A 12,672-nucleotide genomic window follows, 5' to 3' on the forward strand; every position below is an offset into this window, starting at 1 on the left:
CAAAAAACGAATGAAAAATAGCATAACAATACTACTATTGTTGTTCGCCGTTACCTTGACCAGTGCCCAAGTACGTCAATGGACGCTTCAGGAGTGTGTGGAATACGCGGTGGAGAACAATTTGACCGTAGAACAATTTGAACTAGATCTGGAAAACGCTAAAATAGATAAGTCCGATGCCATAGGAAATATGCTTCCTAGCTTAAATGGATCAACATCGGTATCGAGTAATACAGGTTTCTCCATTAACCCAACAAACAACCTGCCTACAAACAGCACGGCAAATAACATGAACATTGGTGTTAGCTCCAATGTAACCCTTTTTGATGGCTTGAGAAACATGCATCAATTGAACAGGGCAAAAATGAATGCCATTGCCAACCAATATCGTTTGGATAATTTAAAGGACGATATTCGTTTAAATGTGGCCAATGCCTATTTGCAGGTACTTTCCAACAAAGAGCAATTAAAAACCTTTAAAGCACAATATGCCGTTACGGAACAAGATCTAAAAAGAACCAAGGAGTTGGTGGAATCTGGAGTTGTGCCAAGGGGAGATCTTTTGGAGATTGAGGCAACCGCTGCCAATCAAGAACAGCAAATCGTGAACGGTGAAAGCAATGTTTTGATCGCTCGTGTTAATTTGGCACAATTGCTACAGATTACCGATTACGAAAACTTTGATATTGCAGAAGAGGAGTTCGATATTCCACCTTCGGATATCCTTAAAAATTCTCCAAAGGTAATTTTTGATAAGGCTTTGGGTTTTAGAAACGACATTAAATTCTCTGAATCCAATGTGGATTTGGCCGAACAGGACCTTAAGATTGCCAAAGGTGCTTATTTGCCGACCTTGTCTGCTTTTTTCCAATACGGTACTAGATATTCCGATGTGACCCAAATACCTGACGGTGACGGAATTCCCTACACGCCAAACCTAACGGACCAGTTATGGATTTTTGATGGTATCAGTTATGGTGCACAATTGAGCATTCCCATATTTAATGGATGGAGCACGCGCAATAATGTTATGCGATCTAAGATCAGTCTGGAAAAAGCAAAATTGCAATTTAAGCAGGATAAACTGGACTTGGAGTACACCATTCAACAAGCTTATGTGGATGTAAGTACGTTTGAAAAGGCTTATATCGCAGCAGAAAAAACTTTGGAAGCCAGACGTTTGGCCTACGAATATGCCAAGGAACGTTTCGATGTTGGATTAATGAACGCCTTTGACTTTAGTCAGGCACAGTCCAGAGTGGAGAATGCCCAAGCCGATGTGATCCGTACCAAGTACGATTATATCTTCAGATTGAAAATATTGGAGTTCTACTTTGGGTTGCCCATTTCATTAAACTAGTATCTTTGTGGCCGCTATGGCCATAATACTAAATATAGAAACTGCGACCACCAATTGCTCCGTAAGCATTTCAAAGGACAAAGATATCATTGTCCTAAAAGAAAACAATGCAGCGAGCTATTCGCATTCGGAACAATTGCATGTATTTATAAAAGAAGCCTTGAAAGAGGCTTCTTTGTCATTTTCGGACCTTGATGCCGTTGCCATCAGCAAGGGTCCCGGTTCGTACACTGGGCTTCGTATTGGGGTGTCCGCTGCCAAAGGGCTCTGCTTTTCGTTGGATTTACCTTTGATTGCCATACCAACCTTGCAGAGTATGGCCCATCAGGTGGATTTGAATCCTGGGGAATTGGTGATCCCTGTGCTGGATGCCAGACGCATGGAAGTCTATTCCTGTATCTATGGTTCGGATTATAAAGAAGTACGGGAGACCCGTGCAGAGATTGTCAATGAGGAATCTTTTTCTGATTATGTTTCCGATAAAAAAGTATATGTGGTGGGTAGTGGAGCAGAAAAATGTAGGGGTGTCTTGCAACACCCCAATTTTGTTTTTAATGAATCCGTAGTTCCTTCTGCTAAGGAAATGGCTTCAATTGCATTTAAGAAATACGAAGCCGGTCAATTTGAGAATGTGGCTTATTTTGAGCCCTATTATCTCAAGGATTTTGTCCTTCAACAGAAAAAGAAAAAAAATTAATCTACTTCAGCTTGGTGCATGACGCGTTGTGGAAAGGGAATTTCGATTCCAGCAGCATCAAAGCGCAATTTTGTCTGTTCTATTACGTAAAAGTGTGCGGGCCAAAATACATCGGTGCTGGCCCAAAAACGTAGCGTTAGGTTTACGGAACTATCGCCCAAGGCACCTACATATACCTCTGGGGCAGGTTCAGTATTAATACTTGGGTTGTCGGCACAAATTTGTAATAATATCTCTTTGGCCTCCTTAATGTTTGATCCATATCCGATACCTACATCAAATTTATCCCTTCGGGTATTTTCCATATTATAGTTGACAATGTTGCCGTTGGATAGTTGCCCGTTCGGGATAATGGCAATTTGGTTGCCAAAAGTGCTCAACTTAGTGTTGAAAATGGAAATTTCCTTGACAGTACCATCCACACCTTGTGCAGAAATCCAATCCCCTACCTTAAAAGGCTTAAAAATGAGGATAAGCACCCCACCGGCAAAATTGGCCAAAGATCCCTGTAAAGCCAAGCCAACAGCAAGGCCTGCGGCACCAACTATGGCTACCAAAGAGGATGTTTTGACCCCCAATTGGGTAATCACCAAAACAAACAGTAATGCTTTTAGGGTAATACTGATAAAACTCTGTAAGAAGGATTCCAAAGTTTCATCATAATCCTTTTTTGCAAAAAAGCGACGGACCATTCGATTAAAAAATTTGATGACCCAAAGACCTATAAAAAATGTGATGATGGCCGTTATAAGACTTGGTAAAATGCCTACGGCCCATTCGATGGTTTGATCAATGTATGTTTGATAATTTTCTAGTTCTTCCATAATGGTTTTTTAGTTTAAATGGCAACGTAGTTAATATTAAACTGAAATAAAAGAAAAGGTTTTTAAACAAATGTTAATGTTGCCTACAGCTGTTTTAAAGCCTCTTCCACTTTTGTTACAGGGAGTTTGCAAGCCCCCTCTATACAAACATAAACTAAGGTTTTGTTAGGGTTTCCCCTGTTTTTCAATAGTTCCAAATTTCCCTCTTTTTGGGAGCCTACCAAAATACTGTTGGGTACATATTCCTTACTGATCTGTTGCCCCAAATTTTTGTAGTCCTCGCCAAGTATAGCGATTTCATAAAAATCTTGATTCTGGAACAGCACCAAATGCAACCAGTTGGCAAAACCTTGGGCCCTACGGTCAAAATCCTTTTGAACGTTTTTCAACATCTGCTCGGACATATTACCATAGCTTTCCTCAGGGTAGAGTTTATGAAATTTATACAGATTGATGGCCATGATGGAGTTGGAGGAAGAAATCACATTATCGTCCACCTCTATGGTTCTTCTGATCAAGGATTGGTCTTCATCCGAAGTATAAAAGAACATGCCCGAAGTTTCATCCCAAAAGTGCTTTTTGGAATACTCGAGCAGATTTTTGGCCAAGTCCAGCCATTTTTCATCAAAGGTGGCTTCGTAGAGCGAGAAATAGGCATCGATTACGGTGGCATAATCCTCTAAAAAACCATTGATGGTACTTTTGCCCTCCTTGTGGTTTCGGTAAAGCGAGCCATCACTTTTAATCATTTCACGCTCAATGAACTCAGCATTTTTTAAAGCGAGATTCAGGTAATCTTCTTCACCCAAATAGCGGTAGGCATCCACAAGTCCTTTAAGCATTAATCCATTCCAAGAGGTCAAAATTTTATCATCTAACCGTGGTTTGGGGCGTTTTTCCCTTTCTCCCTTAAGTTTGGCAAGGCTCTCTGTAATTGTGGTCTTCAACTCTGGGATGGTGATGTTGAATTTATCCGCAACTTCTTCATCCGATTTGTCCCTGATCAGCACATAGTTTTCCTCTTCCCAATATCCGTAGGAATTAATATTGAAATACTCTTGAAATAACTCGAAGTCATCCCCCAATAAACCGGAAAGCTCTTTTTTGGTCCAAACGTAATAAGCGCCTTCTACCAATTCGGCGTTTTCATCAAGACTGTCGGCATCCAAAGAGGAATAAAAACCGCCACTGCGATCCAAAAATTCTTCTTGAACAAAATTGATGGTTTCTTCCACTACATTTTTGTACAATTCGTTTTTGGTTGCGGCATAGGCCTTGGCATAAAGGCTTGTCAACTGACCATTATCGTACAGCATTTTTTCAAAATGGGGCACATGCCATTTAGTGTCCACGGCGTATCTGGAAAACCCACCTCCCACGTGATCGTATACACCACCGTAGGCCATTCGAGTGAGGGTCGTGTCCACAAACTCCATAATTTCAGGTTTGTCGACAGCGGTGGCATAGTGCAATAAAAAGTCCCAATTGTTGGGCATCATAAATTTAGGGGCGCGTTTGTGGCCTCCCAAAAAGGTGTCGAAGTATTGGGTCCAATTTTGGATTGCCACATCCAGTTGATCCAAAGAATACAGGTCACTGTCCTTATCGTTTTCCACTAGATTTATGGCATGCAGTCCATTGGCCAGATCCGCAGCATATTGGGTTACCCGTGGTTTATCTTTTTTATAAAGTTCTGCGAGCTGCTCCAACGATTTTATCCAATTGTCCTTGGGCACGTATGTAGCACCCCAAAAAGGTCTCCCGTCTGGCAGTGCCACAATGTTAAGGGGCCACCCACCTTGCCCTGATATCATTTGAATGGCATCCATGTAAATTTGGTCCACATCGGGGCGTTCCTCGCGGTCAATTTTAATGTTGACGAAGTTCTTGTTCATCACCTCGGCCACTTCTGCGTCTTCAAAACACTCTTTTTCCATCACATGGCACCAATGGCAAGCAGCATAACCAATACTGATGAGCAATAGCTTATCCTCTTTTTTTGCCCGTTCCAACACATCGGGGTGCCATGCTTCCCAATTTACGGGATTGTGGGCATGTTGCAGGAGATAGGGGCTAGTCTCATGGATGAGTGCATTGGTATGTTCGTGGGTCACTTCCTTAGGTTTTTGTTTGCAACTTAGGGTTGCGATTGTAATTATTATGAAGAAAAGCACTTTTTTCATTAACTGAATATTTTAAGCATAAAAAAATGCGTCCGTTTAGGGACGCATTTTCTTTTCTTCAAATTTTCTACTGAACTTCAAAGGTAATCTTTACGTTTACCCTGTAGCCGTCAATCTTTCCATCTTTTACCGTAGCACTTTGCTCGTTGATGTAGATGGAACGAATATTCTTAACTGATCTTGAGGCTTGCTCCAATGCTTTGTTGGTTGCATCTTCCCAACTTTTGCTGGAATTCGCCAATACTTCAATAACTTTTAAAACTGCCATGGTCAATGTATTTTTTTGATTCCCTTGAATTTAACAAATTTTGACCGAAATATGGCAGTTAAAAGGTAAAAATTACCCGTTTAAAGCCACTACTTCCTTGATTTTTTCACCCATCATGTTCTTGAGCATGGTCTCGATGCCATTTTTTAGGGTAAATGTAGAAGATGGACAACCACTACAAGCACCTTGAAGGATTACGCTAACCGTACCACTTTGCTCTTCATAAGATTGGAAAAGAATGTTTCCGCCATCGCTGGCAACGGCAGGTTTTACATATTCTTCCAAAATGTCTATGATTTGCAGGGAAGTATCATCATAATCGGTCTGCACCGTTTTTTGCTCTACCGTTTCCTTACTTTTTTGAATGGCCTCTGCTGTTACCACGTCCTTGCCATCAGCCAAATAATCCCTGATGAACTCACGCAATTGCATGTTGATTTCCTCCCAATCCGCAACCTCATATTTAGTAACGGAAACATAGTTTTCGTCCATAAAGACCTCTTTTACAAAGGGAAGATGGAACAATTCTATGGCTAAAGGCGAATCTTTCGCTTCATCAATATTCTTGAATTCGTAGGTGCTGGGAACAATGCGCTTGTTGGAAACAAACTTCATCACCGCAGGATTGGGGGTCACCTCCGCATAAACGGTAATGGGTTGCTTCTTTTTAATATCTTCTTCATTGACCACGGGTTCTCCAGCGTTAAGGTATTCCACCAATTGCTGGGCCACTTCGTCCTTTACATCGTCCCACTCCACAATGTCAAACTTTTCCAAAGCCACAAAATTACTGGCAATGTAAACGGTTTTGATAAAAGGCAAGTAGAAAAGTTGTTGGGCCAAAGGAGAATTTTTGGCCTCGTCTATGTTTTTATATTCATAGTTGCCCTTAGCCAAAAAATGATTGGCTTCCAACTTGATTATCTTGGGGTTGTTGGTTGGAACAACGGTAATGTTATATTCTTTCATCTTGAATCTTTTGTACAAAAATACCAATAGTTAGGATGCGCAGCAAAATATTATAATAATGTGCACCACTTACCGTTATCTTAGTGTTTTATTGTATTGAACAACCATCTAGCCCCAACCGTCACATGAGACGTATTTTAACCTCAATTATCCTAACCATGTTTTTTGGGTCCGTGGCCAAAGCACAGGAAGGAATTCCCGTGTATTTTGATTACTTGGCGGACAATTATTACTTAGTCTACCCATCCATGGCAGGTATTGCCGAGGGGACCAAGGTTCGTCTTACCGCTAGGAAACAGTGGTTTAATGTGGATGAAGCACCAAGCTTACAAACATTGAACATAAATTCCAGGGTTGGTGAGCGCAGTGGGATAGGGGGCATACTTTTTAACGATTCCAATGGATACCATTCACAAACGGGCTTCAAAGCTACTTACGCGCACCATTTGCAGTTAGGCGGCGATTTTAGAACGCTCAACCAACTATCTTTAGGTTTGAGTGCAGGCATTATTCTTAGTAGTTTGGACGAAACGGAATTTAGGTCCGTGAATCCAGACCCTGTTGTTACTGGGGTAAAGAACACAGCGAGCTATTTTAATGTGGATTTGGGTGTTTCCTATAATTTGTTCGAGTTTTATGCACATGCTGCTATTTTAAATGTTTTGGGGAGTGGACGTGACCTATACTCAGCAGCCGAATTTGACAACTTGAGGCGCTACTTGTTCTCCGTAGGATATGTTTTTGGAAGAAATACACGGATTGAACCATCCATTTTGTTCCAGATGACGGATTTTACCAAAGAGAAGACGGTAGATTTGAATGCTAAAGTGTACCGAGATGTGAGTTTTGGTACAGTGTGGGCCGGTTTGTCATACCGACGTAGTTTTGATGGGGCACAATTTCAATCCAACGGAAATTTCGGGGAACAACGTTTGCAATTGTTTACGCCAATTATCGGGGTTAATGTGAATAGATTCATGTTCTCGTACAATTATTCCTATCAATCCGGGGATATCCGTTTTGATAATGGTGGTTTCCATCAAATCACTTTGGGTTACGATTTTGGACAAAGCGACCAAGGCAATCGTTACGATTGTTACTGCCCGGCTGCTAACAATTAATTCGCATAACAATTGAAATTATGTCAGTTCGAGCGTAGTCGAGAACTTTTTTAGGAGTAAAGAGTCAAGAATAAGTACTTTTAGGTAGTTCAGACTTCAGACATCCAAGTTCTGTTCTATGACTTCTGATTTTAGAAAACCTTCGCGATAATTTGTGGAATTTGTGTCAACCCCTCCGTTTTTAATCTTTTTTCCTATGCGATATTTTTTTTGACACCATTCAGAATTGATATTATGTCACATCGAGCGCAGTCGAGATGTCGTTAAAAGTTCACGACTACGCTCCATGTGACAACGTGCCTTTGATTGGCAATTCTATTTTTTATCCCAAGTATAATTTTTCTTTGAAGCCTGGGCCTTTATGGCCGAAAGCATAGCATTCTCTAGCTCTCCCGCTTCTTCTTTTTGATGCTCGGCAATGTAGGCCTCACGTTTGGCATTGAGTTCCTGTATCCGCTTTTGGATTTCTTCCCGTTCCGTTTTCTTTTGCTTTACATAAGCCTTGATCTCATTTTCGGATTTTCCTTGAAGTTCTTTTGGCAAATCTCGGTCTTTCAATTCGGATATGACCGCTTCATCCTCATCTGCGGCATCCACCAGGTCCCAAGTAGCGTTTTTGTACAATCTGGAACTTTTGCTCACGGCACGCTTTACGACAACGGCCTCTTCCAATTCGGCGGCATTGGCATCCTGCATGGATTGGAGTTCCTTTTTTTGTCTTCCGCTGGAACCATAGGAGATGTAAGTGTTGTTCAATTTGGAATTCAGCTGAATGATGATGTCATCGTAAGGAGTGTTTATATGAACCACTTGTCTGTTGTGGTCGATTGCCATATACTCACCACCGGTAAGCGTAGCTCCTTTTTTCCACATGGTAGAAATGCCTTGGTCGTAGTTGCCGCAAAAAATGGTATTCACAATAATGTCTTTTTCCTTGGCATTGGTTGCTGCATCCCTATAATCCAACTTCCCTTGCGTAAAAGGTTCGTTGCCAGCAATAAAGATCATTTTAAGGTCGTCGGCGTTTTTGCCCCAGTCCAATTGCTTTAAAGAAGTATGGATGACTTGTCCGCAATATTCCTCACCTCCGTTCGTGGTCAGAGAAAATAGTTTCTCCGAAATCTCATCCAGGTCATTGCTAAATCCCAAAACCTGTCTAATGTATCCTTCACGGGACGAAAGGTTGTCATTCCCATACTCATAAAGCGCAATTTGAAGGGAAGGCCGAGCATTGGTACCGCATTTGGCATGGGTAAATTCGTTTACAATGTCCCATAATTGTGCCTTGGCTTGGTTGATGAGCCCATCCATGCTATTGCTGGTGTCCAATAATAAGGCAATTTTAACGTATTGTTCCTTTGGTTTTGTCTCAGCATATTGAGTGACCAATGTAGTTTTGTCGTTGTTCTGGGCTTTAAGGTTACAACCGTAGCTTGTACCTGTCATAAATAGCAAAAATGCCGTACCCAATAAATAATTTATATGTTTCATGATGCAATAATTTTTAAAGTTGAGGTAAATGTATCTGCATCTTTCATGAATAAAAAACCAGAATGAGTAACACGGCACTTAAAATGAGTGACCGAACCGGATTACTTCGTGACCAAGGATAATCATGGTGTTTTTTAGCCTAATTCAGCGGGAACCCATTTTTTAAAATGCCTGGGAAGCAGTATGTTTACCTAAGTTATGATTCATAAGGCATACATAGTGTTATTGGTGTTGATGGCCTCCCTGAGCAGTTTGGCGCAAGTTGGAAATGTGCAAGGGCAAATGGAAATCAAAGGTTCCGTAAAGGGCAAGGAGAACTATGTGCCCATTTCTGGAGTTCAGGTTTCCATCGATAAGGGAGCTTACACCAGAACCAATGCCTTGGGCGAGTTTACCATTAAGGCATCCATTGGGGATATGTTGATTATTGAAGGACCGGAATTGGAAACGGTTCGTTACCGCATTAAATCAGATGAAGACGTGGATGTACTGGTGGAGGGCTATGGCGGTTCAACGTCCTCACGAAAGCAAAAGCGCGAAGTATCCAGTTCAAGAAATAATCTGATGGACCATCAGCGCTTTTTGGATTCGGCCAATTTCTACAAAAAGAAGGACCTTGAGAAAAGTATCGACTTTATTGCCCGTTCCATGGAGCCATTGGGGAGCATAGGAAACAAGCGAGAGTTTTCATCATCCCTTCGAACACTTGGAGAAATTTACATGTACCACAAGCAGTACGATTTGGCCATTACAAATTTTAAGGATGCTTTGACCGCCCTAACATCCAATAAAACCAAATTGTTGTTGGGTAAGGTCTATGTGCTGAACGGTGACCATGAAAGTGCAATTTCCATTTTGGAACCATTGGTAGTAGAGAAAAATATGGTACCGTACCAGCGGGTGGAACTTTTTGAAACTTTGGGAGATGCCAATAAGGAACTGTCGAACTTAAAGCAAGCCCAAGACTATTACCAACAAGGATTGCTCATTGCGAAAAAAAACCAAATCTCTCCGAAGGAGATAGACTTAAGTTCCAAAATTGCCGATGCCTTTGCCAGTGAAAACAGGGTGATTGAGGCCGAGGGCTTTTATCAAAATTCCTTGAACCTATCCAAACAAGTGGCACCCGAACGGTTGATTCAAGAAAGTGAAAAAGTAGCGGATTTTTACAATCAAAAAAACCGATATGATGACGAGATCCAGTTGCGCAAAAAAAACTTGGACGAACTGGAACAGCTGCCCAAATCCAATGTTTCTTCAAACGAGAAAGGAGTCTCAGCAAGGGATACCATTACCTCGCAGCGCATCAATTATAAAATTGCCAATGCATATATTGCCCAGGATAAATTGGATGAGGCCATACCTTACTTGGAAAAAAGTATTGTCGAAGCCGATAGGGACGATGATTTGATCGTACAAAAGGACGCTACGCGGAAATTGTCCGAAGTGTATCGCTACAAGGGCGATTATACCAAGGCATTGGAATCTTACCAAGATTATGTGGCCGTGGTGGACAGTTTGTATGTGCGAAAAGAGCAGGAAATATCACGGGCCGCCCGCTTTAATCGGGAAATAGCGAACACGCAGAACCGCATTTCCAGTTTGGAACAGGAGCGGGAACTCAGTCAAAGCAAGTACAGCTTGGCCGTTACGGAGCAGCAGTTGTACGAAGAGACCAGCAAGCGCCAAAAATGGATCATTTATTCATTAATATTCGGGATAGCCCTTATGGCACTCACCGCATTTTTGTATTACCGGAGCAACAAACAGCAAAAACTGGCCAACAACCTTTTGGCGTTGAAATCGCTTCGAACCCAAATGAATCCCCATTTTATTTTTAATGCGCTCAATTCTGTGAACAATTATATTGCCAAGAGCGACGAGCGAAGTGCCAACCGCTTTTTGAGCGAGTTCTCCGTATTGATGCGTAGCGTACTCGAGAATTCGGAGGAAGATTTTATTCCACTTGCCAAAGAATTGGAGTTGTTGGAACTTTATGTAAAACTGGAACATTCGCGATTTTCGGATAAGTTTGATTATGAAATTGAGGTAGACGACAAAATCGACATAGCTGCCTTTCAAATTCCGCCCATGCTACTTCAACCTTATATTGAAAATGCTATATGGCATGGTTTGCGCTACAAAGAAGAAAAAGGATTTTTAAAAATAAAAGTGAGACAGGTCACCAATGATCTGCTCGAAATCTGTATCGAGGACAACGGTATTGGAAGGAAAAAATCGGCGGCCCTGAAGACCACCAATCAAAAGAAACAGAAATCAAAAGGGATGGGAAATATCCAAAAGCGAATCCAAATTTTGAACGATATGTACAAAAATCGGGTAGATGTATCCATTTCTGATTTAAATAACGACCGAACGGGTACAATGGTATCCTTAAAACTTAAAAAACAATGATGGAACTCAAAGCGGTCATTGTGGAAGATGAAACCAATAGCCGGGAAATACTTCGGAACTATTTGGCCAAATACTGCAAAAACATCCATTTGATGGGAGAGGGAGCAACCATTGAAGAGGGGTTGGCCCAGATTAAAAAGCATGACCCAGATTTGGTATTTTTGGATGTGGAAATGCCCTTTGGCAACGCTTTTGATCTATTGGACAAAATTCCCGACCGTGCATTCGAGACCATTTTCGTTACGGCCTACAATCAATATGCCATGGATGCACTGAACCATCATGCGGCCTATTATTTAATGAAACCCATCAATATTGATGAATTGATCAAGGCAGTGGACTACGTTAGGGCCATCAAGGAGAAAGAAAATGCCTTGGAGGGACAAGTGCTCCAAGCAAGGCCCGTTCGTGCAGAAGGAAAAATAACCCTGCCCCAACAAGATGGTTTTCAAGTGTTGGACGTATCGGACATCTATTTTTGTAAAGCAGATGATAACTACACCGAAATCTATCTGGAAAAGAAAAGAATAGTGGTGAGCAAAACACTAAAATATTTTGAAGAAGCACTAAAACCCTATTCCTTTGCCCGCATACATAAATCCTATTTGGTAAATGTTGTGGAGGTGGTCAAGTACAAGAAAGGAAAAGGAGGAAGCGTTGTGCTTTCCAATGGCAAGGAACTTTCCGTTTCCGCTTCCAAAAAAGCCGATCTATTGTCGTATTTTCAATAAAGTATCACATCGAGCTGTTACCCTGAGTGGAGTCGAAGGGGTAGTCGAGCATACACAGACAAAAACCTCAAAATATATTAGAATGATTATGAAATCCGTGAGGGGCAAATCCCCAGAAATAGGAAAAGACTGTTTTATAGCCGAAAATGCCACCATTGTTGGCGAGGTGAGTATGGGCGATCAATGTAGCGTTTGGTTCAATGCCGTGATCAGGGGCGATGTCCATTTTATAAAAATGGGCAACAAAGTGAATGTACAGGATGGTGCCGTTATCCACTGCACCTATCAAAAATCTCCGACCACTATTGGAAACAATGTGTCCATTGGGCATAATGCCATCGTCCATGGCTGTACCATTAAGGACAATGTGCTTGTGGGTATGGGGAGTATTATTATGGATGATTGCGTGGTGGAAAGCAACTCCATTATTGCGGCAGGGGCTGTGGTTACCAAAGGTACACTTGTAGAAGCCGGGAGTATATATGCCGGAATGCCCGCCAAGAAAATAAAAGATATCAGTCCCGAACTTTCTTCGGGGGAAATTTACCGAATTGCCAACAATTACATAAAATATTCCAGTTGGTTTAAGGAAGGGTAAGCAAACAAATTATCC

At 41.6% G+C, this 12,672-nt stretch carries 11 protein-coding genes; 6 read left to right on the forward strand and 5 right to left on the reverse strand.

From position 1 onward, the window contains the following. Positions 1–10: 10 nt before the first annotated feature. Both MURRU_RS09275 and tsaB read left to right on the forward strand, forming a co-directional pair. Positions 11–1,360, forward strand: coding sequence for a TolC family protein (locus tag MURRU_RS09275; protein WP_014033205.1), 1,350 nt, complete (start codon positions 11–13; stop codon positions 1,358–1,360). A gap of 16 nt (positions 1,361–1,376) precedes the next feature. Continuing rightward, positions 1,377–2,057: a tRNA (adenosine(37)-N6)-threonylcarbamoyltransferase complex dimerization subunit type 1 TsaB gene (gene tsaB / locus MURRU_RS09280; RefSeq protein ID WP_041801432.1), complete on the forward strand. Its 681-nt coding sequence runs from the start codon at positions 1,377–1,379 to the stop codon at positions 2,055–2,057. Here tsaB and MURRU_RS09285 read toward each other — a convergent pair. The 4 genes from MURRU_RS09285 to MURRU_RS09300 all read right to left on the reverse strand — a co-directional run bounded on the left by MURRU_RS09285 (position 2,054) and on the right by MURRU_RS09300 (position 6,301). Continuing rightward, positions 2,054–2,881 (reverse strand): mechanosensitive ion channel family protein, encoded by an 828-nt coding sequence (locus tag MURRU_RS09285; RefSeq protein WP_014033207.1) that lies wholly within the window; start codon positions 2,879–2,881, stop codon positions 2,054–2,056. The two genes, tsaB and MURRU_RS09285, sit on opposite strands and share 4 nt — an antisense overlap. 83 nt (positions 2,882–2,964) lie before the next feature. Next, on the reverse strand, positions 2,965–5,064 hold the full coding sequence (locus MURRU_RS09290) for a thioredoxin domain-containing protein (RefSeq protein ID WP_014033208.1): 2,100 nt from the start codon (positions 5,062–5,064) through the stop codon (positions 2,965–2,967). 67 nt (positions 5,065–5,131) lie between these two features. Continuing rightward, positions 5,132–5,332, reverse strand: coding sequence for a dodecin family protein (locus MURRU_RS09295; RefSeq protein WP_014033209.1), 201 nt, complete (start codon positions 5,330–5,332; stop codon positions 5,132–5,134). Positions 5,333–5,404: 72 nt separating this feature from the next. Continuing rightward, a complete protein-coding gene (locus MURRU_RS09300) occupies positions 5,405–6,301 on the reverse strand; it encodes a NifU family protein (protein ID WP_041801434.1) in 897 nt (298 codons plus the stop codon). A gap of 125 nt (positions 6,302–6,426) precedes the next feature. Here MURRU_RS09300 and MURRU_RS09305 point away from each other — a divergent pair, with 125 nt between their 5' ends. Beyond that, positions 6,427–7,422 carry a PorP/SprF family type IX secretion system membrane protein gene (locus tag MURRU_RS09305; protein WP_014033211.1) on the forward strand — a complete coding sequence of 332 codons (996 nt, stop codon included), beginning with the start codon at positions 6,427–6,429 and terminating at the stop codon, positions 7,420–7,422. A gap of 315 nt (positions 7,423–7,737) precedes the next feature. Here MURRU_RS09305 and MURRU_RS09310 read toward each other — a convergent pair whose 3' ends face one another. After that, entirely contained in the window at positions 7,738–8,913 is a 1,176-nt protein-coding gene (locus MURRU_RS09310) for a vWA domain-containing protein (protein WP_014033212.1), read from the reverse strand. Between the two features lie 198 nt (positions 8,914–9,111). On the opposite strand from MURRU_RS09310, the gene MURRU_RS09315 reads away from it, so the two are divergent. The 3 genes from MURRU_RS09315 (at position 9,112) to MURRU_RS09325 (ending at position 12,657) form a co-directional block, all read left to right on the forward strand. After that, positions 9,112–11,328 carry a tetratricopeptide repeat-containing sensor histidine kinase gene (locus MURRU_RS09315; RefSeq protein WP_014033213.1) on the forward strand — a complete coding sequence of 739 codons (2,217 nt, stop codon included), beginning with the start codon at positions 9,112–9,114 and terminating at the stop codon, positions 11,326–11,328. Beyond that, entirely contained in the window at positions 11,328–12,059 is a 732-nt protein-coding gene (locus tag MURRU_RS09320) for a LytR/AlgR family response regulator transcription factor (protein ID WP_041801918.1), read from the forward strand. The genes MURRU_RS09315 and MURRU_RS09320 overlap by 1 nt, the downstream gene beginning before the upstream one ends. A gap of 82 nt (positions 12,060–12,141) precedes the next feature. Beyond that, on the forward strand, positions 12,142–12,657 hold the full coding sequence (locus MURRU_RS09325; protein ID WP_041801436.1) for a gamma carbonic anhydrase family protein: 516 nt from the start codon (positions 12,142–12,144) through the stop codon (positions 12,655–12,657). Positions 12,658–12,672 lie beyond the last annotated feature (15 nt).

The organism is Allomuricauda ruestringensis DSM 13258, from assembly GCF_000224085.1.
Taxonomy (GTDB): Bacteria; Bacteroidota; Bacteroidia; order Flavobacteriales; family Flavobacteriaceae; genus Flagellimonas; species Flagellimonas ruestringensis.